Below are 26,322 nucleotides of genomic sequence, written 5' to 3' on the forward strand. Positions count from 1 at the left end.
TATATTTAAGAAATTAAGATATTAAGAGATGTATTGCATGCTCTTAAATACCTTAATTTCTATTTTATTTATTTAAATGTTTCACGTGAAACATTTCTTTTTTAACGTCCTAAATACACTAGTAAAACGTTAATATCGGCCGGAGAAACCCCGCTTATTCTTCCTGCTTGTGCAATAGTCTTAGGACGTACGTTGGACATCTTTTGTTTTGCTTCTGCAGAAAGGCTGGAAAGCTTCATATAATCAAAGTCTTCAGGGATTTTAATGTTTTCTAAACGATTAAGTTTAGCTACATTTTCCTTTTCTTTTTCTATATAACCTCTATACTTGATATTAATTTGTGCCTGTTCTCTTACTTCATCATTATATTGAGTAGAAACTTCTTTAATGAAATCTATTTCATCTAATTTTTCTAATGTAATGTTGGGTCTGGTAAGAATTTGAGCTGCTCTGTACGCTTGATCTACAGGGTTGCTTTCTACAGATTCTAAAATGGGGTTGATGATCCCTGGTTTTAAAGAAGTTTCTTTAAGAAACTCTTCAAGTAATTGACTATCAGTTATTTTAGCTTCTACTTTTCTTAATCTTTCTTCTTTTGCAAGTCCTAAGTGGTAAGCTTTTTCAGTCAATCTGATATCGGCGTTATCTTGTCTTAAAAGAAGTCTGTATTCTGCACGTGAAGTAAACATTCTGTAAGGTTCCTCAGTTCCTTTTGTAATAAGATCGTCTATCAGTACTCCAATATAGGCTTCATCTCTATTAAGGATGAAATCTCCTTTTTCATGAACTTTATTGTGCGCATTAATTCCGGCAATCAGACCTTGTCCGGCTGCTTCTTCATATCCTGTAGTTCCGTTGATTTGTCCTGCGAAATATAAATTGTCAATTAATTTGGTTTCCAGGGTATGTTTCAACTGGGTAGGAGGGAAGTAGTCATATTCAATGGCGTACCCAGGACGGAAAACTTTTACATTTTCAAATCCAGGAATATGTCTCATGGCTTTTATTTGTACATCCTCAGGAAGAGAAGAGCTAAATCCGTTTACATAGATCTCTACAGTTTTCCATCCTTCCGGTTCTACGAAAAGCTGGTGTCTGTTTCTTTCTGCGAAACGATTAATCTTGTCTTCAATACTTGGACAGTATCTTGGGCCTAAACTCTGGATGGTGCCATTAAACATTGGACTCCTGTCGAAGCCTTCACGAAGAATATCATGAACAGTTTCGTTGGTGTAAACTATATGACAGCTTAATTGTTTTGTTAATTTCGGAGTATCAAGATAGCTGAATTTTTGAGGATTTTCATCTCCTTTCTGTTCTTCCATTTTAGAATAATCCAAGCTTCTTCCATCTACTCTTGGTGGGGTACCGGTTTTCATTCTTCCAGCTTCGAAACCTAAAGTTACCAATTGTTCGGTAATTCCAAATGCTCTAGGTTCACCCATTCTTCCTCCTCCTAATTGTTTATCGCCAACGTGAATTAATCCATTAAGGAATGTTCCGTTGGTAAGAACTACAGATTTTCCTTTGATTTCAATTCCTAAAGAACTGATCACTCCGGTTACTTTATTGTTTTCTACAATTAGCTGTTTCACCATATCCTGAAAGAAATCAAGATTGGGAGTATTCTCTAATGCAAGTCGCCATTCTTCGGCGAAAAGCATTCTGTCATTTTGGGTTCTTGGGGACCACATGGCAGGACCTTTTGAAAGATTCAGCATCTTGAATTGGATGGCTGATTTGTCTGCAACAATTCCGGAATATCCTCCCATTGCATCAATCTCTCTTACGATCTGTCCTTTTGCGATTCCACCCATTGCGGGGTTGCAACTCATCTGTCCGATGGTCTGCATATTCATTGTAATCAATAGAGTTTTTGAACCCAGGTTAGCTGCTGCTGCTGCTGCTTCACATCCTGCGTGTCCTGCACCTACTACGATCACATCATATATTTCTGAAATCATTTTTATCTCGCTTGTTTAAGCTTTAAACCTTATCTTTATTACCAATGTTTCACGTGAAACATTTTTGAAGAATGCACTCTAGATAAACTTGTATTGTTACTAGAATATAGTACTTTAGATATCGGACTTTAAGTGATTGTTCAATTTCAATTCTTTAAATCTCTGTATTTAGCTAAGTACAAATCTTCCATTCTTCGCATCTCTTTTTCTTCCTCTTCCGTCTTGTCTTTATAGCCTGCAAGGTGTAAAATACCATGGGCTAAAACCCTTCTTAATTCTTCTTCATGATCTCGGGAAAGGGTAGAGGCGTTATCAGAAATGCGCTGCAAAGATACGAAAATCTCAGCGCTTATTGTCTTGCCTTTTACATAATCAAAAGTGATGATATCGGTATAATAATCGTGCTGTAAATAATCCTGATTAATCTTTAAAAGATATTCATCATCACAGAAAATGTAATTGATTTCTCCTAGTTTTTTTCCTTCTGAAAGAATAAGATCTTCCAGCCATTTTTTGTAATCTGTGTTTACCGATTCTGGTAAATTTTCGTAAAAGAATTGTATCATTGTATTAAAACCAGTGTCCTAAAATAACACTGAATATGCCTTTTTGATTGTTTTTAAGTGAGTGGCTGAAGTTTACTTTAATCTGCCCAAAAGGAGATTTGTATCCAGCCGTAAGTCCAAGTGAACTAAAATTTACTTTAACTGCATCTTCAAATTTTATATCATTGGAAAGGTTGGCAAAGGTAAAGTTTCCGCTGATAAAATAGTTCTTATTGAATCTAAACTGAAGATCATTGGATGCTAATATTACGTTATTGGTATGCAGTTGGGCAAAATAGAATCCTCCAAAACTTTTGAAATTAATAATATTCTGCTCAAAAAGTCCTCCCAATCTATATTGATAAAAAGAGGGAAGATGCTCTCCCAGGGTAACGCCTCCAAATAAGTTAAGACGGTAAGTAAACTGTTTCCCCAGAGGAATATTTATCTTCAAATCTGCTTTAATCTGAACGATTCTTCTCTCCACTTCAGATTTTAAAAGATCAATCACTTTCCCTTCTGCAGCAAAGTAAACTCCTTTTGTAGGAAATTCCTTGTCATCCTGTGTATCGGTCTTCAGGAATATATAAGGGTTTAGAAAACGGCTATAACGCCTGTTTTCACCGTTGATTTCCGCTTTAAAGTAGTCATGGCTAATACCACCGCCAATAGCAAATTTATCTTTCCAAACAGACTGTATATAGGCTTCATTTCTGGCCCATTCCCATTTGTCGATAACATTATTATCTGCATTCTTTAGATCAAAGCTCATTCCGGAAGAATAAATACCAAATCCTGGGATGTATCCGTTATCAATAAAATAATTTACATAATATCTGAGCTTATCACCTACAATTACATCTACCGAAAGATTGGAATTTTTGAATAAAAGTCTTTTTGCAGAGTAATTTAATAGCAGTCCTGTTTTGAAAACTTCATCATAATGCAATCCAAATTTTAAGAAATGCCTTGCATCATCTTCCGTTACATACAGCTTTAGATAATTAGCATCATTCTCCTGAACAATATCATAATTAATGAATTTATAATTATTTGTAGCAACAAGTTTATCAATCATTTTATTGATACTGCCATAGGTTTGCAGAGAGGGAAGACGTAGTCCCATTTTCCCCAGGGTATAGTTTTTACCAAAGATTTTGCTTCCTTCAATGGAAATGCTGTCTATCTTATATACATTGGAATATATGGGGTTTATCTGCTGTCGGAGGCGGTCAAATTGACGTTTGGGTAACTGATCAAGAACTTGTGTATATTTCAAACCTTCTACATAGCCGCTGTCAAGAATTTTTTTCTTGTCATCATAACTTGTGGCAGACATTCCCTTGAGGTTGGGCTTAATATTAACATCTGTATATTGATATTGTTTTTGGGTATCTCTTTTTATTCCAAAATCAATAACCTGATTCAGAATTGAAATAATATTGTTTAAATCTTCTCTTTTGGAAAGATCCTGATTAAGGTCCACTCCAATAACGATGTCAATTCCTTTATCCTTTAATGGCTTGGACGGGTAGTTTACTGTCATCGCCCCATCAATATAAATACTATCACCTATCTTAATAGGGTCCATTAAAGATGGAAAAGCTGAACTTGCCATGATGGATTGTACAAGATCACCCTTTTCAAAAATCTGCATATTCCCACTTTCAAGATTGGTGGCAACACATAAAAAAGGGATTGGCATTTTGGAAAAATCTTCAATATTGGAAACATTTTTAAAAAGTTCCTTCAGAAGATAAACATTTCTTTGCCCCGTACTAATGGAAGAGGGAAGTGTAATTTTTCCATTTTTTAATGGAATAGATAGAAGATATTTGTCTACAGACTTATTGAAGAAACTTGCTTCCTGCCTTGATTTGGGATCCATGATTAAAGAATAGAAATCCGTATCCATTACGATTTTTTCTATTTCTTTTCCGGAATATCCGGAAGCGTATAGTCCACCAACAATGGCTCCCATACTTGTTCCGGCAATATAATCCACCTTTACTCCCAATGAATCTAATACCTTTAGTACTCCGACATGTGAAAAACCTTTGGCACCACCACCGGCCAGCGATAGTCCTATTTTGGGGTTCTTCGGAATTACTAAGCCTTTTTTTACCTGAGAATGGAACAATAGCAATTGGAATACGAAAAGAAGAATCAGGAGTTTTCTCATAGTTAGTCTTTTATATATATCCGTTTCACCCGAGGTGAAATGGACGTTAATACTTCATAGGTTATCGTTTTGCAGTAGCCTGCGAATTCTTTTAAACTTGGTTGTGCGTTGAAGACTGTTACAGTATCTCCTTCCTTTACATGAGGAACATTTTCTACATTAATCATCATCATATCCATGCAGATATTTCCAACAATGGGTACCAATGTTTTATGAACACCCAAACGTCCTATCTGGTTTCCAATCAGTCTCGGAATACCATCAGCATATCCAACAGGGATGGTAGCAATCTTAGTCTTATGATCTGCTTTATATTTTCTGCTGTAGCCTACAGATTCCCCATTTTCTACCATAGAAATCTGAGATATTACTGTTTTAAAACTTACTACAGATTGTAACTGTTTTTGTATTTCACTATCTGGTGATTCACCAAGCATTCCGATACCGATTCTCACCATATCATGTTGGTGTTCTGTATAGCTTGTAATTCCAGATGAATTTAAAATATGTCGGATAGGAGCGTAGCCTAGTTTTTCCGTTAAATAAGCAGAATTCTTTTCAAAAATCTCCAGCTGTTTTAGAGTAAATTCTTTCTCTTCCGGCATATCCGAGGAAGACAAGTGACTAAACATACTCTGGACTTTAAGATTTTTTTGGCTTAAAGTTTCACTTAGTTGGTCCAGTTCAAAGTCTTTAAATCCAAGACGGTGCATTCCTGTTTCCAACTTAATATGAATAGGATACTTTTTATCATATCCGGATTTCTGTACTGCTTCATAGAATAATTCCAATACCCTGAAACTATAAATTTCAGGTTCAAGATTATATTCAATGATTGTTTGATAACTGTGCTGCTCAGGATTCATCACTATAATAGGAGTGGTGATTCCCTTTTTACGCAGTTCTACTCCTTCATCAGCAAAAGCTACTCCCAGATAATCGATGTGATGATGCTGTAGGAACTCTGAAATTTCATAACTTCCCAAACCGTAGGCATTGGCTTTTACCATGGCCATCATTTTAGTTCCGGGTTTCAACAGAGATTTATGATAGTTGATATTATGAAGAATTGCATTCAGATTGATCTCTAAAACAGTATCATGCTTTCTAAGTTCAAGGATATCCTTAAGTTTCTCTATTTCAAATTTTCTCGCTCCTTTTAGAAGAATGATTTGATTTTCTATTTCAGCAAGGTGCTTACTTTCAATCAGTTCTTTAGTGTCTATGAAAGTATATGTTTTAGAATTAAATAATTCACTGAACTTAGATACTTCATCACCAATTAAGAAGACAGAGTCAAAATGCTGGTCATTCACCAACTCGGAGACTTCTTCATAGAGCTCCTTAGAATTGGTATTGACCCCTACAATATCAGTTAAGACCAATGACTTCTTAGGTTTATTATATTCATTTAAAAATTGAAGAGCAGTTTTCAAAGAATCAAGATCAAGATTAAAAGAATCATTGATGACGATATTACCCTTAATTCCTTCGATGGCTTCAAGCCTCATTTCGACGGCTTTTAAAAGGTTGATTTTTTCAACGATCTTTTTATTTTCAATACCCAACTCCTTAAGAACAGCGATAAGCGCTGTAGCATTGGTTAACGTCGCTTCGTCTCTTTGATGGGCCGGAAAACTGATTTCTTCACCAAAATATTCAACAATGATGTTTTCATCCTTGGAAATATTGTTTTTAATGAAGACCTGGTTTCCTTCTTTAAATCCGTAAGAGATTAATTTTTTATCTGAATATAATTTTTTAATTTTTTCATCCACCAAAATATGGTCACCATTATAAATGATAATTTTGGAATCCTTAAAAAGCTTGATCTTCTCATCTATCAATTCTTCCTCAGAAGAAAAGTTGGCAGCATGAGCATTTCCGATATGCGTTAACAATCCGATTTGTGGATGGAAAATATTTTCAAGTTTTTCCATTTCATCCGGCTTGGAAATTCCTACCTCAAAAATTCCCAGTTGATGAGACTCATTAATTTGAAGTAATGAAAGGGGAAGACCAATTTGAGAATTAAAACTCTTTGGACTTTTTACCGTTGGAAATTCATTCCATAAACATTGATAAAGCCATTCCTTTAAAATGGTTTTACCATTACTTCCTGTAATTCCTATGGATCGTAAATGAGAATTTTCAAAGTGATACTTTGCTAATTGTTGAAGAAAATCCACAGAATTTTGAACGATAATCCATGTTATATTTTCAAACTGTGGATATTGATGTTCGGAAATAATAATAGTAATTCCTCTGTCAATGGCAGATTCAATGAACTTTTCACCAGAATTTTTATGGGTATTAATAGCAATGAAAGCAGTATTCTTTGTTGAATAAATAATTCTGCTATCATACGCTATATTTTTAACCATTAAGTTTTTATCCCCAATAACCTGTGAATTGGTGATTTCTGCAATTTGATGTACTGTATAGTTCATTGGTGCCCTTTCTGCTTTATTTTTAGACGAACGAGCAAAGAGGTAAAACTGCAAAGCGATCAGAAAAGCTGATTTTCAACTGATTTCTCTTTTTACAATTTTACAATATTGCTTCTTCGTTTTTCATTTATTAATATTCTGTGAATGTATTTTACCGGCTATTATATTTTATAGCTTTTTTTGCAATTCGTAGTTTTATTTTCTGTGTATGTTACTTCCTTTTCGAAAGCACTTCATCAATAAATACACGGCGGCTTACTGCTTCATAGCTTTCAGTTTCTCCCAATTCTACCAGATTATCTCCCTGGGAAGTTCTCATGGAGTAGTTGGCGAGATTACCTGTTCTCTTGCAAATAGCATGCACTTTTGTTACATATTCTGCAGTAGCCATCAGATTAGGCATTGGGCCAAAAGGACGACCCAAAAAGTCCATGTCCAGCCCTGCAATCACTACTCTTACGCCACTGTTGGCCAGTTCATTCGCTATGTCAACAATGCTTTCATCAAAAAACTGAGCTTCATCTATCCCTACTACATCACAATTGGATGCCAGCAAAAGAATTTCGTTCGGATTTTCTACTGCACTACTGCGTATTTTATTCTGATTATGAGAAACTACATCCTCTTCAGAATACCGGATATCCAGTTTCGGTTTAAAAATTTCTACATGTTGTCCTGCCATTTCAGCTCTCCGTAATCTTCTGATCAATTCCTCGGTTTTACCCGAAAACATAGAGCCACAAATCACTTCCATCCAACCACTTTGTTTGGAATGATTAATTGTATTTTCTAAAAACATTTGTTAAATTAGCCGTATATTTTCAAAATCAAAAGTAAGCAATTTTAATAAGAATCTTATTATGCAAAATATCCAAGATTTAAAGGAAAAAATTCTTTTTGAATCCAAGAATATCATTGATAATCTGGACAAAATAAATAATGTAGACGAGTTACTTTCCAAGCAAGATCTTGTAGATGAGCTTGCTAACAGGATTTCTTTTTTGAAACTGCTGGAAAAAAACATCGAATATTTCATAGCAGATGAACCGGATAAACATTCGGAAAATCATTCTATTTCTTTTGCTTCAGGAGAATTGGAACATCATGATTCCGGAAATGAAGTAATGGAGGAGGAAGCCATTTTTAATAATGAGCTGAATGAAATTGACGAGCATGAAAATGACAATTTTATTGTAGGATCCGATGAAGAAGAAGTTGTTTTCAATAACCAGTTGAATGAAATTGTTGAAAATGAATTTCATGAAAACATAGTAAACTTCGCGGAAGAAAATAATCAAGAAACCCCTGTTGAAAGTACTCCATCAGTTTCTTCTGAAGAAGTAACAGAGGAAGAAGCAATCTTTAATAATCAATTAAATGAAATTGACGAAAATGAACATTCAATAGCTCCTGATGCCATCCTGAGCTTTGTAGATGAAGAGAAAATTCTTTCGGATGCTAACCCCGATTCTGATGAAGACATTAATGAGGATATGTTTAGTGATGAAGTAACAGAGGAGGAGGCAATCTTTAACAATCAACTGAATGAAATAGACAATGATGATGAATATGAAGAAAAAAATGAAGTAGATTATGCCACCGTAAGTGAGCTTGAAGAAAAGAAAGTAATTACGGAAACTATTCCAAGTATTTTTGATACAGAAATGCTGGATGATGAGATGCTGATTGAGGAAAATGAAGATCAGTTTGCCTCTTCAAATATCTCATTGGAACAAGGAGAGCTTGTAACAGAAACCTCCAATGTAGAGAATATTCTGAATGAGATTAAAAACGATCATTCTGAACAAGAAACTAAAGAGGAAAATGTTCTGGCAGAAGTTTACGACAGAAGAAAAATTGTTGAAATAGACAAGCCTGTTCCTGAAGAAACAGAAAGACATCCTTCTGATGAAAGTTTTGAAAACTTGGATGAATACCATCAGGAGAAAAAAATAAAATTAGCCAATATCAAAGGGTTGAAAGCTGTTCAATCCCTCTTTGACGATGATCCGCTGGAGCGAGAATTTCCAATGGAAAGCCAGTCTACAGGTGTAAAGGAAGACACGGGAAGTGTTTTGAAATCTAATATTCCTACCAATTTTATGGAAGCTGAAAAGCAGAAACCAGAGTTTAAATTGGATTTGAATGATAGAATTGCTTTTTCAAAAATGCTGTTTGGCGGAAGCCAGGCAGACCTTAATGAAACAGTAGCCTATCTAAACCAATTCAAAACGCTGGAAGAAGCAAAGGAATACCTGAGTGACCTTTACTACGAAAGAAAATGGAATGGAGTGGATGAATATGCTCAGAGACTTTGGATATTGGTGGAAAATAAATTCTTATAATTTTGAGCGGAATCTTATATTTTGTTCCTACACCCGTTGGGAACCTTGAAGATATGACCTTCAGAGCAGTAAATGTTCTTAAGGAAGTTGACTATATTTTATGTGAAGACACCAGAACTTCTGGAATACTTTTAAAGCACTTTGAAATCTCTAAGCCTTTAAAATCATATCATTTACACAATGAGCATCAGGCCACAGAAAAAGTGATTACAGACCTTAAAAACGGTCAGAATATTGCAATTATTACCGATGCAGGAACTCCCGGAATTTCTGACCCTGGCTATTTATTGGCAAAAGCAGGAGCCGATAATACTATAGAAATGATCTGTCTTCCCGGCGCAACTGCACTAATTCCGGCCCTGGTGGTTTCCGGGCTTCCCAACAATGAATTTTTGTTTGCAGGATTTTTGCCCCAGAAAAAAGGTAGGCAAACCAAACTTAAGCAGCTTGCAGAGGAGAAAAAAACAATTGTCCTTTATGAAAGTCCTCATAAGATCAATACCACACTGGAGCAGATCAAAGAATTCTTCGGTGAAGAAACAAAGGCCAGTCTAAGCCGTGAAATTTCCAAAAAATTTGAGGAAACTAAACGCGGGACTATCAATGAATTAATTGAATTTTCCAAGAGTAAAACTTTAAAAGGAGAGATCGTTCTTATTGTCAATAATTCTATTTAAATTTTAATTGAAAAAACTAATTTTTGTATTGTGTTCTACAGTTTGTATTGCGCAGACTAACCAATACACGAAAGTTCTCCTTTCCAAAAAAACAGGAAAGGAGGTAAGTTCATATTCAGATGGATTCGGAACGGCGTATGATCCTATTTCCAAAAAGGACGGAATTATTGATGCATCAGGAACCATCACCTTTGAATCTCCCTACAAAGGAGGAATTTCTCATATTTTCAAAAAAAGATTTATTCTTTACTCAGAAGACGGTAGTAGCAAGAGAAAATCTGCTATTATTGATGAAAAAGGAAACGAGCTTGTTCCTTTAGATGATCATGAATTCAATACTCCGTGGTGGAGCAGGGAACGCATTATTTCTTCCAAACAGGGAAAGGATGCTGTTTATGACTACAATGGGAAGCAAATAATTCCTTATTCAGATAAAATTAGGTTTGCAGGAAAAGACAGATTCTTTGTTTTGAAAGATAAAAAATGGCTTTTGTATGACTATAATGGCAAGCAAACCAATGATCGAGAATTTAAGGACGACTATAGCTTTGAAAATGGAAAAGCCCTTATCATCAATGAAGAAAATCAGAGTGAAATTATAGGAAGTGATGGGCAGACCTTGCATAAATTTTCAAAACAGATTGATAATATTAATGCTTATCCCTTTTTAATTACAAAAAATAAGGTGACCGGAAAATACGGATTGATTGATACAGACGAAAATATCATTGCTGATGAAGTTTTTAATGAAATCACTCCCGAATACTTTGGCAAGAAAGAATATATCTATCTCAAAAAACGTAATAAAACAACAGTTTTTTCTAAAAATGAAAGACAATTATACCCTGGTAATTTTGAATACCCAACACCTTTATTTCACGGATTTTTAAGTGTTTATAATGATAAATCAAAAAAGTACGGTATTGTTGATCTGCAAGGAAATATAATAATACCTCATGAGTATGACTTTATTAAAAATTTTACCATTTCGGGAAAAGATTTTATTTACCTTAAAAAAGGAATTGAGGAACAGCTTCTTACTACAGATCTTAAAAATATTTTGATTGAAGGCGATCAAATCCTTGGTTTTTATCCAGAGAGTTTGATTATTAATAATAAAGATAAGTATTACAAAATTTCAATGGCATCCCAATCTAGAGAGGAACTGAGAGGGATTAATTTTGTTAAAAATCAGGATATTGGATATTTCAACATTCTTAATGAGTACTCAAAGCCCCTTGTATGCAAGAATACCAGTAATCTTTATGGTATTCTGGATGCAAAGGGAATGGAAATTGTACCATTTGTTTACGAAGATATTATAGCATTTGACAATTTTGAAAACGAAATTGTTGTAAAAAAAGATAGCAAATTTGGCGTTTTAAATTTTCAAAACGAGCCTTTAACAGAGATTATTTATGACTCTTATTTTTGGATGAAGGAAGTATTGAAAGTAAGTAAAGAGAAAAAATCAGATTTCATTTATTTCACCAGATTTAGAAATGAGTTGATAGAACTTTAGAAAAATTACAAAAAAAAACACATAAAAGTTCAGTATTTTAATGAATTAAATGTGTTGAATAACAATTTATAATATCTTTGCAAACCGTTTAATTCCGGAAAGGAATTATAAATACTAAGTGAGTCAGCAATCACAAGCTGAACGAGTTATAAAGAAAATAATTGTCAATAGATATGAAAATATTAGAAGGAAAAGTAGCACTAATTACCGGAGCTACAAGAGGAATCGGAAAGGGGATCGCTGAAATGTTTGCTCAACAAGGGGCAAAAGTAGCATTTACCTATGCCGGCTCTGTAGACAAAGCTAAAGAATTAGAGGCAGCTTTAAGTTCTGTAACCCAAATCAAGGGATATCAGTCTGACGCATCAGATTATGATGCAGCTCAAAAACTAGTTGAAGATGTAATGGAGGAGTTTGGAAAGATTGATATTTTGGTAAACAATGCAGGTATTACAAAAGATAACCTGTTATTGAGAATGTCCAAAGATGATTGGGATAAAGTAATCAAGGTAAACCTGGATTCAGTTTTTAACCTTACAAAGGCTGTAATTAAGCCAATGATGAAGGCAAAGTCAGGATCTATCATTAATATGACTTCCGTAGTGGGAGTAAAAGGAAATGCAGGACAAGCTAACTACGCCGCTTCTAAGGCTGGGGTAATAGGATTTACAAAATCTGTAGCATTGGAGCTGGGATCAAGAAACATCAGATGTAATGCAATTGCTCCTGGTTTTATTGAAACTGAAATGACAGCTGTTTTGGATGAAAAAACAGTTCAAGGATGGAGAGACGGAGTTCCAATGAAAAGAGGAGGTCAGCCGGAAGACATCGCTAATGCTTGTGTATTCTTCGGAAGTGATATGTCAGCATATGTTACCGGACAAACATTAAATGTGGACGGTGGAATGCTAACTTAAAAAATATAAAGAGGCTATACAAAACGTATAGCCTCTTTTTTTATTTCGATTTTAATTAAAAACCTGGTTTTCCTGCTCCTGAACCCTGATAAAAGTAGTTCTTTTGGAAAGTTCCTTAAGTTTGGAAGCCCCAACATAAGTACAGGTAGACCGTACTCCTCCTAAAATATCCTTTACCGTTTCTGCAACAGGTCCTTTGTAGGCCACTTTCACTGTTTTCCCTTCAGAAGCACGGTACTCGGCTACCCCTCCGGAATGTTTATCCATAGCTGTTTTAGAACTCATCCCATAGAACGAGCGGTATTTTTTACCATTTTCTTCAATCATTTCACCGCCGCTTTCATCATGGCCGGCAAACATGCCACCCAGCATAACGAAATCTGCACCGCCACCAAAGGCCTTGGCAACATCTCCAGGAACTTTACAGCCCCCATCTGCAATGATATGGCCTCCCAATCCGTGGGCTGCATCAGCACATTCAATAATTGCTGAAAGTTGAGGATAGCCGACTCCTGTTTTTACACGGGTTGTACATACGGATCCGGGACCAATTCCAACTTTGATGATATCTGCTCCTACCAAAAGAAGTTCTTCCACCATTTCTCCGGTCACCACATTTCCTGCAATAATAATCTTATCCGGAAAATTAGCTCTTGCCGTCTTCACAAATTGAACAAAATGCTCTGAATATCCATTGGCAACATCTATGCAGAGAAATTCTATTTTTGGATGTTTTTCAAGAATTAAACGGATTTTCTCTTCATCCGCTTTTCCTGTTCCGGTACTTAAGGCAATATATTGATGAATACTTTCTGGCTGACTTTGTAGAAACTGACTCCATTCTTCAGGAGTATAATGCTTATGTACAGCGGTGATAATCTTATCTTTAGCTAGCTCTACAGCCATTTCAAAAGTTCCTACTGTATCCATATTGGCCGCAATAATTGGGACGCCGCTCCATTTTTTTTTAGTGTGTTTAAAAATAAACTCTCTCTCCAGGTCTACTTCTGAACGAGACTTTAAAGTGGAACGTTTTGGGCGGAACATTACATCCTTAAACCCAAGTTTTATATCATATTCTATACGCATTTGGTAATTATTTGTCAGAATAAAGGTAGTAAATAATCTGAAGTTAATTCCATGATTAGTAAATCTCTTGTTTTATAGCATCTTATTTTTAGCTACATTTGATGAGTGAAATTTCTTTTTGTTCAATTCTCAAAATGAACAGATTGCACGCATTTGTATTAAAAAAAATTAAGATAATATATGGAAAGACCACTTATTCTGGTTACTAATGATGATGGAATTACAGCCCCTGGTATCAGAAACCTTGTCAATTTTATGAATGAAATCGGAGACGTTATTGTTGTAGCTCCGAACTCTCCCCAAAGTGGAAAAGGCCACGCTATTACTATTAATTCTACCCTAAGTTATGAAGAAGTAACTTTGGATGGTCCACAGGTTGATTATTCTTGTAGCGGAACCCCTGTTGACTGTGTAAAAATGGCTCTTGATAAAATTTTAACAAGAAGACCGGATATCGTAGTTTCCGGAATTAATCACGGAGCAAACTCATCTATTAATGTAATCTATTCAGGAACAATGTCTGCCGCTGTAGAAGCAGGTGTGGAGGGAATTCCTGCCATTGGTTTCTCATTGTTGGATTTCAGCTGGGAAGCAGATTTTACTCAGGCTAAAGAATTTATTCAAAATATCGTAAGAAAAACACTAGAAAACCCAATGCCAAAGGGAATTGTTCTAAATGTGAACATTCCTAAACTTCCTAAAGAAGAAATAAAAGGAGTAAAGGTATGTAAACAAGCGAATGCGAAATGGGAAGAAAGCTTCGATGAAAGAGTAAACCCACACGGGAAAAAGTATTACTGGCTAACCGGTTACTTCAATAATATGGATGATTCTGAAGATGCTGATGAAACAGCATTGGCTAACGGATATATCTCCATTGTACCCGTTAAATTTGACCTGACAGCATATGAATATATGAAGAAGTTAGAAGAAGTGATGGTTTTTGATACTTTAAAAGAAACGAAATAGTCTTTTAAAAAATATTGATTTCAAAAAACATAAAGAGGGCGGGAAATTATTTTTCCTGCCTTTTTTAAAGATCAGCAGATTCAACATTTTTCAGAGAATGATCCTTACCTGATCAAGCCCAGTTCACTTTTTTACCCTATATTTAGGATGAAGAATTCTGCAACAAAAAAAGACAACCATCTATTGAATAAAAAACCTTAAAACTATACGATATTTGTAAATAAGGTATTAAATTTGATAGTTTGTAACAGTCTGCTAATTATTGCTACTCATTACAATACTTATATTTTTAAAATTATAAATAAAGACAGTTTATGTGGAAAAATTTCAAACTGAATAAATTTTTACTACTGATTCCATTAACCAGTCTAATGTTTTGCTTCAACTCGCCAAAGAACGATGATGAAAAGATGCAGACAATAATGGTGAGCGTAAAAAATACCCTTTCTTACCTGCACTATAGTCCAAAAACTATTAATGATGCCTATTCAAAGGACGTTTATAAGCACTATTTTGAATTAGTAGATCCTGCTAAAAGATATTTCCTTCAATCTGATATGGATGAATTCAACAAGCATGAAACCAAGCTTGATGACTATATCAACCAGGGAGATCTTACATTCTATAAGCTTACTATTGACAGACTTTACCAGAGAGTAGATGAAATTGATAAGATTACACAGGACATTTTTAGTAAGCCGCTTAATCTTCAGGAGGATGAAACCCTGACTCTGGAGCCAAAGCTTAAAAAAGTACCTGCAAATAAGCAGGAACAGTACAATGAATGGAAAAAGTTCATCAAATACAATATCCTTCAAGAGATTGAATCGATGAACAGTAAAGAAGAAGCTCAGAAAGAGAAGAAAGATTCTGTTCAGAAGTACAAATTACAGGATACAATCAAGTTTAAGGTTCTTACTCAGGATGAAAAGATCAAAAAAGCTACAGATGAAGTAAAAGATCTTGTAAAGGATACATTTACCAGATTCAAAAAGAGAAAGAAAATGGATTGGTTTACAGTGTATATGAATGCATATACAGAAGTATTTGATCCACATACCAACTATTATTCTCCAAAGGATAAAGAAGATTTTGATACTCAGTTTACCGGAAAGGTAATAGGTATTGGAGCTTTAATCCAGGAGAAAAAAGGAAACCTTTACCTGGGTGCTCTTACAATTGGTGCTCCGGCATGGAAGTCCAAGCAACTTTCCGAAGGGGACAAAATTTTGAAAGTAAAATCCAAGCCGAAAGATGATGCTGTAAACGTAGTGGGAATGCTTTCTGATGAAGCGGTAAGATTAATCCGTGGAGAAAAAGGAACACCTGTTACCTTAACGGTTCAGAAAAAAGATGGTACCATAAAAGATGTAACCATGATCCGTGAGGAAGTTGCCATTGAAGATACTTTTGCAAGAAGTATTGTGGTAAACGCTCCCAACGGAAAAAAATACGGGTTTATCAATCTTCCTAGCTTTAATGCTGATTTTGAGAACGCAAAGGGAAGAAATGCGTCGGATGATATTAAAAATGAAATCGTTAAGCTTAAAGCTCAGAATATTGAAGGAATTGTTTTAGACCTTAGAAATAATGGTGGAGGTTCCTTAACGGAAGTAGGAGATATTATGGGTCTTTTCATGGATGCCGGACCTTATGTACAGGTAAAGGATGGAAATGGAAAAATACAGACTTTAAAGAATAAAAATGAAACTCCAATCTGGACAGGTCCTTTAGTAATTATGCAAAACGAACTTTCTGCTTCGGCTTCTGAGATCTTGGCAGGTGTAATGCAGGATTACGGAAGAGCAATGATCATCGGATCTCCACAATCTTTTGGGAAAGGTACCGTACAGACTTTTGTTGACCTGAACAGATTCCTGAATACTGAGGATGATTTCGGATCTTTAAAACTAACCATTCAGAAATTCTATAGAATTACAGGTGAATCTACCCAGAGAAAAGGAATTGTTTCAGATATTCAGATGAAAGATTTCTTTACCTATGCAGAAGTAGGAGAGAGATATGACGACTTTGCGCTGGCTTGGGACAAAATTCCGGCTACCAAATTCGAAAAACTGAACTTCTTTAATATTCAGGCCCTTGAAAAGGCAAGTGCAGATAGAATGGCTAAAAACAAGAATTATCAGTTGCTTTTAGAATCTGCGCAATGGAGAGAAAAATTAGACAAAGAAGAAAACATCACTTTGAATATCAACAAATTTAATGAAGTGATGAAACATAGAAAATCTCAAATTGAAAAATTCAAGGTACTGACTAAGTTTGAAAACGGACTTCAGTTTATCATGTATCCAAGTGAGGTTGAAAGAGAGAAAAAAGATGAAGCGTTCAAGAAAAAATCTGAAATGTGGATCAAGAACCTTAAAAAGGATCTCTATCTACAGGAAGCAATGAATATTGTTTCAGAGATGGGAACAAAATCATAAACATAAAAAGACCGCTAATGAAAATTAGCGGTCTTTTTATTGATAGAAAGGATTACTTAATTTCTACACATCCCACTCTTCCTCCAGCGTTTCCTGTAGGCTGAGTATGGAAATCATCGGCTGCAGCATGCACAATAAGGCCTTTTCCGATAATGTTCTTAGATTCATCTGTACAGCCAATACACCACTTATCAGTCTTGAATGTAAGGGTTGCAGTTCCGCTTTGGTCGGCAACCAAATTTCCTATATCTCCCATATGGAAATGTTCAGCGCCCCATTTTCCGTGGTCATTCTTGGATGGGTTCCAGTGTCCGCCTGTAGAAGTTCCGTCTGCAGCAGAACAATCTCCTTTTTCATGAATGTGTACAGCATGTATTCCAGGGGTAAGGTTCGTTATATCCAGCTTCATGATGACTTCATTTCCTTGTTGGGTAAACTTTGCTGTTCCCCCTGTCTGTGTTCCGCTTTTGGCATTTACGCTGTACGTTTTCGTAGTTCCGCAAGAAACGGCAAAAAGCGCACATCCCGCCAATAATGCTAATGTTTGTACTTTCATTTTTAAATGATTTATAATGATTTTATGATAAATTTAAAAAAGATTTTCCAAAACACTTTATGATTTCAGTCTTTTTTCGGACGATATTATTGTTCAAAATTGTAATACACCTTGTTTTAACCTCTAAATCTGATGTTTGAGCGTCTAGATGATTATTTTTAAATGAGGTCAAAAGAAAGCCTGAAAAAGAGCAATAAAAGACAAATGACACCTATCCAAGATCAATAACTTTGTAAATTAATACCCTGAAGTGAAAGAATATAAAAAAAGAATTGTAAAAACAATTCAATACATAGATGAAAATCTTGATGCTGACCTCTCTCTGGAAAAAATTGCGGAGATCAGCGCGTATTCACCGTTTCATTTTCACAGAATATTTAAGCTCATTACGGGAGAAACCCTTCAAGGTTATATTATCAGAAAAAAAATAGAAAAATGTGCCTTTTTTCTTGCCATAAATAAGGAAGTGGAGATCAAGGAAATCTACCTTGACTTTGGATTCTCAAACCATTCTGTTTTCAGCAAGACCTTTAAAAAATATTACGGACTTCCTCCATCAGAATTCCGCAGAACAGCCCCCGAAGCATTTCACAAGATTTTACAAACACACAGCAAGAATGGACAAATTGATACCGTTTTCAGCCAATACATTTGCACTATTGAAAACCTATTAAATTGGACAACAATGAATTTAAAAATCGAAGTAAAAGAAATGCCGGAAATGAATCTGGCAGCAGTAATGAGCCTTGGGATTGCCCAGGTAGAACCTTCATACAATGTATTGATAGATTGGGCGAAAAAAAAGAATCTGTTTCCTAGGGAGAATGTGAAAATGATTTCCGTTTATCATGATAGCTTCAAAGTAACCCCTCCGGATAAGGTCAGAATTCATGCCTGTATTCTTCTGGATGAAAAGCTGGAACAACCAGAAAGTGAAGTGTTTTCAGAAACCATAGAGGCCGGAAAATTTATTGTAGGAACCGGAGAAGTTACCCTCAATGACTTTGAACAGTGCTGGGTATCATTGTTTTTGTGGATGAATGAACATCATCATTCAATGAGAAGAACATTTCCGTTTGAAATCTATCATTCCAACTTTAAAGAACATCCTGAAGGAAAAATGATCGTGGATTTTTGTATTCCGATTCATTAATTTCCCATTCGGTAACAAAAGAATACCCTTCAGTAATAAATTTTTTACAGAAGGGTATTTATCGTACTACTTTTGATCCAGAAAACAATAATCATGAAAGCACAAGGTCATAAAATATTCTTTCTAATTGCTCTCCTCTCATTTTCAATAGGATATTCTCAGATAAAGATATCGGGTAAAGTAATCTTTAAAAATAAGGGAATAAATGAAGTAAATGTTACATTAAAAGACACTTACGATGGAGCAACAACGGATGCACAGGGGAATTTTTCTTTTGAAACTCCAGAAAAAGGAAGTCATATTCTAACTTTTACCCACCCGAAATATGAAGAGATTAACAAAATCATTGTAATTGATAATCAGGATGTTTTATTGGGTAATGTTGAAATTAAAGAACAAGTAAGTGAGATTGATGCCATAGTAGTTTCCGCGGGTTCCATTGAAGCCAGTGATAAGAAAAGAGCAAGCGCTTTACTCACCCCAACAGATATTTATACTATTGCAGGGGCAGATGCACAGGTTTCTTCCGCGCTAAACTATCTTCCCGGTGTTCAGAAAGTGGGAGGAACCGAGGGGGTCTTTATCAGAGGAGGTACAGGAACTGAAGCTAAAATATTTATGGATGGAATTTTAATCAACAATTATTTTTCCAATTCAGTAGCAGGAATAGCAGGAAGAGACCAGTTTAACACGTCTATTTTTAAAGGAAATGTATTTTCAAGCGGTGGGTATTCTGCATTATACGGACAAGCTCTTTCCGGAGCTGTATTGCTGGAAAGTGTTGATTTACCGGACCAGACTTCCTATGATTTTTCGGTTTCACCAATTTTTCTTGGTGGCGGATTTCAAAAGCTAACCAATGACAACAGACATTCTTACGGGGTTTCTTTAAATTATTCTGATTTAAATCTAATGCAGAAAGTATTCAATTATAATACAAACTTTGTAGACTCTCCAAAAGGACTGAATGGTAACTTTAATTTTAGAATTAAAACAAAATCAGGCGGATTCATAAAATACTACGGAATGTATACTGGTAATAATATGGGTGTGAAATCTGAAAGTCTAGAACCGGGAAGTGATTTTTCTCTGGTAAGATTGAAAGGAAAAAGTACCTATCATAATCTGACTTTCAGACAGAAATTTGGAAAATATTTGCTAAATGTAGGGTCTTCCTATGCGTTCAACAGATCGGATCTTAACTTTTCTACAGAGACCAACAATGTAGAATCAGACAAAACCAGATTACTTACAGAGGGAAACTATATCAACCTTAAAGCAGTTCTTGAAAGAAAAATTAACAAAATCAGCGCGATAAGAGGAGGTTTTGAATTGAATAATGCTGATGAAAAGCTAAACTTTGAAGAGGTTCGGAAGCATTACAGAGATTTAATTTCCTCAGCTTTTGTAGAAACAGATTTGGGATTCAGTAATGCATTGTCAGCCAAAATAGGAGTGAGGGCAGAGAATTCATCTTATCTGGGTAAGAATAATATTGCACCCCGCTTTGCTCTCGCTTACCGTTTAGCAAAGAATTGGACATCATCATTAGCTTATGGAATTTTCTATCAAAATCCAGAGAGTAAATACATTAATGGGCCTGCTAATTTAGGATTTCAAAAATCGGAACACTATGTTCTGCAGGTTCAGAGAAGTTCAGAAGGAAGATCACTGCGTTTGGAAGCTTTTTACAAAAAATATGACCAGCTGATCAAAACCTACAACATTATTACTGAAAATGCACAGCAGCAACAGGTACAGACAGCCCTAAATAATGATGGTTACGGTTATGCAAAAGGAATAGAAGTATTCTGGCGCGATAATAATAAAACCTTTAAAAATATCGATTATTGGGTCAGCTATTCCTATCTGGATACCAAAAGAGACTTCCTTAATTATCCTGTAAGCATGAAGCCTAACTTTGCTGCCGAGCATACTTTATCTGTAGTGGTCAAAAGGTTTATTCCGGAATGGAAAGTAGGAGCTAACCTGTCTTATTTGTACACCAAAGGACGACCTTATTATGATATTGTGTCTAAGTGGGAAGATGGGAAAGCGGTTAATTATACAAGAAATGAGGGAAAATTAAAAGACTACAACAGTCTTAATCTGAGCTTTAATTACCTACCCAATATTGGGAAAAAAGACGCAAAGGTATTTCCCATATTTGTTCTGAGTATTTCCAATATTTTAGGATCAAAAAACGTGTATGGATATAACTTTTCAACAGATGGATCCAGAAGCTCTGCCGTTTTACCTCCCGTAAATACCTTTGTATTTGTAGGTGCATTTTTCATCTTTGGAGTAGATAAAACAGAGGATGTTATTAACAGTAATTTATAAAAACATATCTTCGGAAAAACAATATAACTAACTTTTTAAAATCAATATAATGAAAAAATACATTTTAAGTTTCGCTTTAGTTTTGATGAGCTTAATGGCTTTTGCTCAGTCAGATTATGAAAAAATTATGTCTGAAAAGATTGGGAAAATAGAAGCCTGTAAAACAACAGAAGAATTTCAGGCACTGGCAAATGATTTTCAGAGAATAGGAAGTAAAGAAAGTGGACAATGGCTTCCTGCATACTATGCTGCTTTTTCCTACATTCAAAAAGGAAGACTCATGATGAGAAACGGAAATGTGCAGGAGTTGGATGGTATAGCTGCACAGGCCGAAAAATACTTAGGTACAGCTCAGAATCTTGCCGGAGCAGATAATGCAGAGATTCATCTGCTGAAAAAAATGGCCTACTCTCTGAGAATGATGGTCAGCCCACAGCAACGTTTTATGACTGATGGTGCAAGAGCATCCGAAGAGCTTATCAGAGCAGAAAAACTGGATCCTACCAACCCAAGAATTGCCCTTATTAAAGCAGAGGATATTTACTTTACTCCAGAACAGTATGGAGGAAGCAAAACTAAGGGAATAGAGATGTTTAAGGATGCCATTGCAAAATTTAATGCCTACAAACCCAAAACAGCCTTAGATCCGAACTGGGGAAGAGCAGAAGCAGAATATTTTATGAGCTTACCTAACGAAAAGAGCAAGTAAAAGATTAAGCTTCAAATAATAAGTCTTGGTGTAGCTTGAAACGGGAAAAGATACCATTTATTAAAAATTAAAATAAATCGGCTGCCTCACTTTGAGGCAGCCGATTTTATAATTTAAATTATTTGAATATTTAGCATGCAAAAACAGAGCATCTTCCAAATTGGTTTCTGCACATATTCCATCCGCATCCATCATCTTCAAATGGATCTTTTATCATTAATCCTCCTGCGACTTTTTTTTGCTCGTCTCTGGTCAATTTTTTTAGTTCTTTTAGCTTGATCTGTTTTTTCATTTTAGTTTGTTTTTTGATGTTTCCTACTCTTTAAGCTTTTCGGATAACGCTAATTTGTATTTCTCTAAATTAGGATAAATATTGGAATTTGCAAAATTATTTTTATAAAAATGTTTATTTTTTTATTGATAAATGATATAAATGTGTAATTAATTAATAGAATTGTTAATTTTGATTATTCTAACAAACCCAGTATGTGTTGGCGTTTTCTAAACATTTCTACAAAAACGATTCGGGAACAAAAAGCTACCCTTCAGTAAGAAATAATTTTACATACCTTTAATAAAAACTAATTTTGAACCAAGAAAATGAATCATGAAACGAAAGGAAATTATAACACTGTTTTGGGTGTCACTCATAGTCTCTATGTTTTTCTTTTTTGCCTTTACATCAGAGAAAAGTATTGAAAATTTTATACTTACAATACTTATTTCGTTACTCTATACAGTGGTGCTGGGAGGGGGAAATGGATTTTTAAACCGTTTTCTCAACAAAAGATTTCCCTGGTCTGAAGAAACCTCCAAAAGAGCAATTATAAGTATTATTTCCATTCTTATTGCCAACGTTATATTGGTTTATTTGTGCAACTATATCAATTTCGTGTTGATTCAGAATGCAAGTACTACGGAAGAGTTTTTCTCAGGAAAATATAATCTTGCCAACTGGTTTACCATCAATGTTGCCCTGCTTATCTCAGCATTTCTACACGCCAAGGGGTTTATGGAAGAGCTGAAGAAAACTTCCAGAAAAGAAGTGGTACAGCAGAAGCTTATTGCCAAGTCTGCCAATGCCCAATTTGAAAGCCTTAAGAACCAATTGGACCCGCATTTTCTTTTCAATTCTTTAAATGTTTTGAGTTCATTAATAGATGAAAATCCTCATCAGGCACAAAAGTTTACCGCTTCAATGTCAAAGATTTATCGGTATGTACTTGAACAGAAAGATAAAGAACTGGTAACCGTGGAAGATGAAATGGAATTTGCAAAAACCTATTGTGATCTTTTAAAAACAAGATTTGAAGATAGTGTGGATTTTGTATTTGATGTTAAAAAAGAAGACTATCGGAAATATGTTGTACCCCTAGCATTGCAACTTTTATTAGAAAACTGTATCAAGCATAATTTTGCGACTTCTTCAAAGCCTTTGGTCATTAGAATCTTTTCAGAGGGGGATATCCTTTGCATTGAAAACAATTTACAGGTAAGAGAACAGATTAAGGAGAGTTCAGGAATTGGATTATCCAATATTGTACAACGTTATTCTCTGCTTACCAAACGAAATGTTTTTATAGAAAAATCTGAAGACTATTTTAAAGTAAAACTTCCAATGCTTGCAGATAAGCCCAATATTGTCAGTGCAAAACCTGATGATGATTATAAAGCGTACAAAAAAGCACAAAAAAGAGTAAAGGAAATCAGAGGATTCTACACCAATCTGATCTCTTATTGTATCGTTATTCCCTTTTTGATTTTTATCAACCTTTTTACAGGAAGCCGAAGTCAGTGGTTTTGGTTCCCGGTATTTGGCTGGGGAATTGGTCTTGCATCCCATGCTTTTCAGGTATTTGGGATTGGAGAATCCTGGCAGGAAAAAAAGATTCGTGAAATAATGGATAAACAAAAAAATAGAAACGATGGAAACATTTGACGATGATGATATTCAATATCAGAAAGCAAAACGACAGGTAGAAAGGTTAAGAGGATTTTATAGCCACCTTTTCATCTATATTATTATAAATCTGGTGATTGTTTATTATAATTACACTCATTTAAAACCCGGAGAAAGCTATTTTCAATTTAAAAACTTCTTTACTGCCACATTTTGGGGGATTGGAATTTTAGCACATGCGGCTGTGGTTTTTCTTTCCAAAACCGGCTATCTGCAGAAATGGGAAGAGAAGAAGATTCGTGAGCTGATGGAAAAAGAAAAGAAGAAGTAATTAATACAGCAGAAAATCAACAGAATAACAGAGAAGTGTATTCAATACAAAATAACCTTTTGTAAGAAGAGGTTATCAAGTTCTTTACAGTTTTCCCTTTTTCGCAATAAAAAATCACGATATGGACCCTTTGCAAATACTGTTTTCCATTTCCATGGCTGCATGGTTTCTTAGTGAGTTTCTTTACAAAAACATCTTAAAATCCAATAAAGAAGATAGAAAAGGAAAGGATAAATCTACGCTTAATATTCTTTGGCTAGCCATTCCGTTTTCTATTGCCGCAGCACTAACGGTTTCCAACTTATCTACATTACCCATTACCGGTGGAGAATGGATTTTGTATGCAGGTGAGGCTCTTATTCTTATAGGAATTATCCTCAGGTTTATCATCATAAAATCTTTAGGAAAATATTTTACTGTGGATGTGACTATCAGACAGGATCATAAGATCAAAAAAGGAGGATTCTACAAATACCTGAGACATCCGTCCTATGCCTTTTCTTTACTTACATCACTTGGACTCGGATTATATTTAAATAATTGGTTGTCAATGCTATTGGCTTTTGTACCTCCGTTCTTGGCTTTCGCTTACAGAATTAAAATTGAAGAACAGGCTTTAATAGAGCAGTTTGGGGAAGAATATATTGCATATCGTAAAAAGACAAAAAAACTAATCCCTTTTATTTATTAAAGGCTGTCTGGTGCCGTTAATCTTAGGTTTTTACGATTCGGAAAGCATAATCTACCGTTCGGTAATATAAAATTGATTTGAGGCTCTTTTCCATCATATCTTTGATTCAAGAAAAAAACAAATTAACTCTTAAATCAAAATAGTATGGAAACTTTTAACAAAGAAACAACCGCTTACGAAAGAGCATCAAAAAGAGTAAAAGAATTAAAAGAATTCTACGGTAACCTTACTTCTTTCTGTATTGTCATTCCTTTTCTAGCCTTATTGAATATTATAACTGCACCCGGATATTTGTGGTTTTTATGGCCAATGTTGGGATGGGGAGTAGGAATTGCGTTTCATGCAGTCAATATTTTTGGAATTGGAAAAAGCTGGGAAGAGAAAAAGATTAAAGAGCTGATGGACCAGGAAAGAGGAAAAACAAAAACATTATAATAACTTAAAAAAAACAGAATCATGGATTATAACAGAGCACACAGCAGAGTTCAACAATTGAAAAAATTCTATAAAAACCTTATGTGGTTTGGAATTGTTGCAGGAATCATTATTGGTAAGGATTTCATTAAAAACGGGATGCATTATAATATATTGAGCGGTCATTTGATACTGACTATCTGGGCAATTTTTATCATCATAAAAGCAATATCCCTGTTTGTTTTTGATGACTCCTGGGAAAAAGAAATAATGGATAAGGAATTTAAAAAAGAGAAAAAACCAATAGATTTTTAAAAATTCCTGTTTTTTATCTAAATTTATTTCCAAAATAATAAAACTAAAACTGTAAACTCAATGATCAAAACGGTTATTATCGAAGACGAAAAACCGGCTTCAAGGAAATTAGAAAGAATGTTAAGTAACTTTCCTGAAATTGAAGTAGTTGCTAAAATTGAATCTGTAGAAGAGGGAGTAGCCTGGTTTTCTGAAAACGAACATCCCCAGTTGATCTTTTCAGACATTGTTCTGGGAGACGGCCTGTCGTTCGATATCTTTGAAAAAGTCCCTACCAAAGGGTTTATCATTTATACAACCGCCTTTGATCAATATACGTTAAAAGCCTTTAAACTAAACAGTATAGATTATCTTTTGAAACCAATCCTTGAAGAAGATCTTGCAGGTGCTGTAGAAAAATTTAAGTCATTTATTCCAGCCAATGATGCCATCGGTTCGCAGGATATAAAGCAGCTGATCAGGAAAGAAAAATCTACCCTTTCCAGAGTTTTGGTAAAGATTGGATATAATTTGAAAATTGTTCAGGCTCAGGAAATAAGCTGCTTTTTCAGTGAAAATAAGATTGTCTATCTGCAAACAGAAGATCGTACTTATCCGTCAGATTTTACGCTGGATGAGCTGGAGGATCTTTTGGATGAGAAAACGTTTTTCCGTGTCAATAGGCAGTTTATTATCAATTCTGATTATATAAAAAACATTCATACCTCACCTTATTACAAAGTTGACCTTGAATTTCAGCCACAGGAAGAAATTACCGTTAGCAGAGATCGGGTTAAAGATTTCAAAGACTGGCTTGTAAGCTAAAA

23 protein-coding genes are annotated in these 26,322 nt (G+C 35.0%); 15 read left to right on the forward strand and 8 right to left on the reverse strand.

All coding sequences use genetic code 11. The features are described 5' to 3' along the window. Positions 1-101 precede the first annotated feature (101 nt). The 5 genes from mnmG to C7D53_RS18075 all read right to left on the reverse strand — a co-directional run bounded on the left by mnmG (position 102) and on the right by C7D53_RS18075 (position 7,940). Complete coding sequence (gene mnmG / locus C7D53_RS18055) at positions 102-1,964, reverse strand: tRNA uridine-5-carboxymethylaminomethyl(34) synthesis enzyme MnmG (protein WP_106917800.1); 1,863 nt, start codon at positions 1,962-1,964, stop codon at positions 102-104. Between the two features lie 146 nt (positions 1,965-2,110). Continuing rightward, positions 2,111-2,530 (reverse strand): rRNA maturation RNase YbeY, encoded by a 420-nt coding sequence (gene ybeY, locus C7D53_RS18060; protein ID WP_106917801.1) that lies wholly within the window; start codon positions 2,528-2,530, stop codon positions 2,111-2,113. Positions 2,531-2,534: 4 nt separating this feature from the next. Then, positions 2,535-4,691: a patatin-like phospholipase family protein gene (locus C7D53_RS18065; RefSeq protein ID WP_106917802.1), complete on the reverse strand. Its 2,157-nt coding sequence runs from the start codon at positions 4,689-4,691 to the stop codon at positions 2,535-2,537. 2 nt (positions 4,692-4,693) lie between these two features. Then, positions 4,694-7,141: a bifunctional UDP-N-acetylmuramoyl-tripeptide:D-alanyl-D-alanine ligase/alanine racemase gene (locus tag C7D53_RS18070; protein WP_106917803.1), complete on the reverse strand. Its 2,448-nt coding sequence runs from the start codon at positions 7,139-7,141 to the stop codon at positions 4,694-4,696. Positions 7,142-7,352: 211 nt separating this feature from the next. Continuing rightward, a complete protein-coding gene (locus tag C7D53_RS18075) occupies positions 7,353-7,940 on the reverse strand; it encodes a thymidine kinase (RefSeq protein ID WP_106917804.1) in 588 nt (195 codons plus the stop codon). Positions 7,941-8,001: 61 nt separating this feature from the next. Here C7D53_RS18075 and C7D53_RS18080 point away from each other — a divergent pair, with 61 nt between their 5' ends. From C7D53_RS18080 to fabG, 4 genes are all read left to right on the forward strand, one after another. Continuing rightward, complete coding sequence (locus C7D53_RS18080) at positions 8,002-9,486, forward strand: hypothetical protein (RefSeq protein ID WP_106917805.1); 1,485 nt, start codon at positions 8,002-8,004, stop codon at positions 9,484-9,486. Positions 9,487-9,488: 2 nt separating this feature from the next. Continuing rightward, a complete protein-coding gene (gene rsmI / locus C7D53_RS18085; RefSeq protein ID WP_106917806.1) occupies positions 9,489-10,163 on the forward strand; it encodes a 16S rRNA (cytidine(1402)-2'-O)-methyltransferase in 675 nt (224 codons plus the stop codon). Positions 10,164-10,170: 7 nt separating this feature from the next. Next, a complete protein-coding gene (locus tag C7D53_RS18090; protein WP_106917807.1) occupies positions 10,171-11,685 on the forward strand; it encodes a WG repeat-containing protein in 1,515 nt (504 codons plus the stop codon). Positions 11,686-11,858: 173 nt separating this feature from the next. Next, complete coding sequence (gene fabG, locus C7D53_RS18095; RefSeq protein ID WP_106917808.1) at positions 11,859-12,602, forward strand: 3-oxoacyl-[acyl-carrier-protein] reductase; 744 nt, start codon at positions 11,859-11,861, stop codon at positions 12,600-12,602. Positions 12,603-12,653: 51 nt separating this feature from the next. On the opposite strand, the gene C7D53_RS18100 is transcribed toward fabG, so the two are convergent. Beyond that, positions 12,654-13,691 (reverse strand): GMP reductase, encoded by a 1,038-nt coding sequence (locus tag C7D53_RS18100; protein WP_106917809.1) that lies wholly within the window; start codon positions 13,689-13,691, stop codon positions 12,654-12,656. A 180-nt stretch (positions 13,692-13,871) separates the two neighbouring features. Here C7D53_RS18100 and surE point away from each other — a divergent pair, with 180 nt between their 5' ends. Both surE and C7D53_RS18110 read left to right on the forward strand, forming a co-directional pair. Then, positions 13,872-14,660, forward strand: coding sequence for a 5'/3'-nucleotidase SurE (gene surE, locus C7D53_RS18105; protein ID WP_106917810.1), 789 nt, complete (start codon positions 13,872-13,874; stop codon positions 14,658-14,660). A 314-nt stretch (positions 14,661-14,974) separates the two neighbouring features. Beyond that, positions 14,975-17,104 carry a carboxy terminal-processing peptidase gene (locus tag C7D53_RS18110; protein ID WP_106917811.1) on the forward strand — a complete coding sequence of 710 codons (2,130 nt, stop codon included), beginning with the start codon at positions 14,975-14,977 and terminating at the stop codon, positions 17,102-17,104. A gap of 52 nt (positions 17,105-17,156) precedes the next feature. Here C7D53_RS18110 and C7D53_RS18115 read toward each other — a convergent pair whose 3' ends face one another. Beyond that, the gene (locus C7D53_RS18115) at positions 17,157-17,660 is read right to left on the reverse strand and encodes a superoxide dismutase family protein (RefSeq protein WP_106917812.1); all 504 of its coding nucleotides are present in this window, start codon (positions 17,658-17,660) and stop codon (positions 17,157-17,159) included. Positions 17,661-17,910: 250 nt separating this feature from the next. Here C7D53_RS18115 and C7D53_RS18120 point away from each other — a divergent pair, with 250 nt between their 5' ends. The 3 genes from C7D53_RS18120 (at position 17,911) to C7D53_RS18130 (ending at position 21,865) form a co-directional block, all read left to right on the forward strand. Then, positions 17,911-18,813, forward strand: a complete 903-nt coding sequence (locus C7D53_RS18120) for an AraC family transcriptional regulator (protein WP_106917813.1) — start codon at positions 17,911-17,913, stop codon at positions 18,811-18,813. Between the two features lie 93 nt (positions 18,814-18,906). Further along, entirely contained in the window at positions 18,907-21,156 is a 2,250-nt protein-coding gene (locus C7D53_RS18125) for a TonB-dependent receptor (RefSeq protein ID WP_106917814.1), read from the forward strand. Positions 21,157-21,205: 49 nt separating this feature from the next. After that, a complete protein-coding gene (locus C7D53_RS18130) occupies positions 21,206-21,865 on the forward strand; it encodes a hypothetical protein (protein WP_106917815.1) in 660 nt (219 codons plus the stop codon). 130 nt (positions 21,866-21,995) lie between these two features. On the opposite strand, the gene C7D53_RS21030 is transcribed toward C7D53_RS18130, so the two are convergent. Continuing rightward, positions 21,996-22,157: a hypothetical protein gene (locus C7D53_RS21030; RefSeq protein WP_162926217.1), complete on the reverse strand. Its 162-nt coding sequence runs from the start codon at positions 22,155-22,157 to the stop codon at positions 21,996-21,998. A gap of 315 nt (positions 22,158-22,472) precedes the next feature. Between C7D53_RS21030 and C7D53_RS18135 the strand changes: the two genes are divergently transcribed. The 6 genes from C7D53_RS18135 (at position 22,473) to C7D53_RS18160 (ending at position 26,320) form a co-directional block, all read left to right on the forward strand. Then, entirely contained in the window at positions 22,473-23,804 is a 1,332-nt protein-coding gene (locus C7D53_RS18135) for a 2TM domain-containing protein (protein WP_106917816.1), read from the forward strand. Next, positions 23,791-24,096 (forward strand): 2TM domain-containing protein, encoded by a 306-nt coding sequence (locus C7D53_RS18140; protein ID WP_106917817.1) that lies wholly within the window; start codon positions 23,791-23,793, stop codon positions 24,094-24,096. Before C7D53_RS18135 ends, C7D53_RS18140 begins: the two co-directional genes overlap by 14 nt. Before the next feature lie 121 nt (positions 24,097-24,217). Next, complete coding sequence (locus C7D53_RS18145) at positions 24,218-24,787, forward strand: methyltransferase family protein (RefSeq protein WP_106917818.1); 570 nt, start codon at positions 24,218-24,220, stop codon at positions 24,785-24,787. 144 nt (positions 24,788-24,931) lie between these two features. Next, the gene (locus tag C7D53_RS18150) at positions 24,932-25,222 is read left to right on the forward strand and encodes a 2TM domain-containing protein (RefSeq protein WP_106917819.1); all 291 of its coding nucleotides are present in this window, start codon (positions 24,932-24,934) and stop codon (positions 25,220-25,222) included. Between the two features lie 21 nt (positions 25,223-25,243). After that, entirely contained in the window at positions 25,244-25,516 is a 273-nt protein-coding gene (locus C7D53_RS18155; protein WP_106917820.1) for a 2TM domain-containing protein, read from the forward strand. 60 nt (positions 25,517-25,576) lie between these two features. Then, entirely contained in the window at positions 25,577-26,320 is a 744-nt protein-coding gene (locus C7D53_RS18160) for a LytR/AlgR family response regulator transcription factor (RefSeq protein WP_106917821.1), read from the forward strand. Positions 26,321-26,322: the final 2 nt, after the last annotated feature.

The organism is Chryseobacterium aurantiacum (assembly GCF_003020585.1).
GTDB lineage: Bacteria > Bacteroidota > Bacteroidia > Flavobacteriales > Weeksellaceae > Chryseobacterium > Chryseobacterium aurantiacum.

What these genes read in the sequence shown, in the direction of transcription:
- mnmG (WP_106917800.1), bottom strand. Translation starts at nt 1,964, where the DNA reads ATGATTTCAGAAATATATGATGTGATCGTAGTAGGTGCAGGACACGCA.
- ybeY (WP_106917801.1), bottom strand. Translation starts at nt 2,530, where the DNA reads ATGATACAATTCTTTTACGAAAATTTACCAGAATCGGTAAACACAGAT.
- C7D53_RS18065 (WP_106917802.1), bottom strand. Translation starts at nt 4,691, where the DNA reads ATGAGAAAACTCCTGATTCTTCTTTTCGTATTCCAATTGCTATTGTTC.
- C7D53_RS18070 (WP_106917803.1), bottom strand. Translation starts at nt 7,141, where the DNA reads ATGAACTATACAGTACATCAAATTGCAGAAATCACCAATTCACAGGTT.
- C7D53_RS18075 (WP_106917804.1), bottom strand. Translation starts at nt 7,940, where the DNA reads ATGTTTTTAGAAAATACAATTAATCATTCCAAACAAAGTGGTTGGATG.
- C7D53_RS18080 (WP_106917805.1), top strand. Translation starts at nt 8,002, where the DNA reads ATGCAAAATATCCAAGATTTAAAGGAAAAAATTCTTTTTGAATCCAAG.
- fabG (WP_106917808.1), top strand. Translation starts at nt 11,859, where the DNA reads ATGAAAATATTAGAAGGAAAAGTAGCACTAATTACCGGAGCTACAAGA.
- C7D53_RS18100 (WP_106917809.1), bottom strand. Translation starts at nt 13,691, where the DNA reads ATGCGTATAGAATATGATATAAAACTTGGGTTTAAGGATGTAATGTTC.
- surE (WP_106917810.1), top strand. Translation starts at nt 13,872, where the DNA reads ATGGAAAGACCACTTATTCTGGTTACTAATGATGATGGAATTACAGCC.
- C7D53_RS18110 (WP_106917811.1), top strand. Translation starts at nt 14,975, where the DNA reads ATGTGGAAAAATTTCAAACTGAATAAATTTTTACTACTGATTCCATTA.
- C7D53_RS18115 (WP_106917812.1), bottom strand. Translation starts at nt 17,660, where the DNA reads ATGAAAGTACAAACATTAGCATTATTGGCGGGATGTGCGCTTTTTGCC.
- C7D53_RS18125 (WP_106917814.1), top strand. Translation starts at nt 18,907, where the DNA reads ATGAAAGCACAAGGTCATAAAATATTCTTTCTAATTGCTCTCCTCTCA.
- C7D53_RS18130 (WP_106917815.1), top strand. Translation starts at nt 21,206, where the DNA reads ATGAAAAAATACATTTTAAGTTTCGCTTTAGTTTTGATGAGCTTAATG.
- C7D53_RS21030 (WP_162926217.1), bottom strand. Translation starts at nt 22,157, where the DNA reads ATGAAAAAACAGATCAAGCTAAAAGAACTAAAAAAATTGACCAGAGAC.
- C7D53_RS18135 (WP_106917816.1), top strand. Translation starts at nt 22,473, where the DNA reads ATGAAACGAAAGGAAATTATAACACTGTTTTGGGTGTCACTCATAGTC.
- C7D53_RS18140 (WP_106917817.1), top strand. Translation starts at nt 23,791, where the DNA reads ATGGAAACATTTGACGATGATGATATTCAATATCAGAAAGCAAAACGA.
- C7D53_RS18145 (WP_106917818.1), top strand. Translation starts at nt 24,218, where the DNA reads ATGGACCCTTTGCAAATACTGTTTTCCATTTCCATGGCTGCATGGTTT.
- C7D53_RS18150 (WP_106917819.1), top strand. Translation starts at nt 24,932, where the DNA reads ATGGAAACTTTTAACAAAGAAACAACCGCTTACGAAAGAGCATCAAAA.
- C7D53_RS18155 (WP_106917820.1), top strand. Translation starts at nt 25,244, where the DNA reads ATGGATTATAACAGAGCACACAGCAGAGTTCAACAATTGAAAAAATTC.
- C7D53_RS18160 (WP_106917821.1), top strand. Translation starts at nt 25,577, where the DNA reads ATGATCAAAACGGTTATTATCGAAGACGAAAAACCGGCTTCAAGGAAA.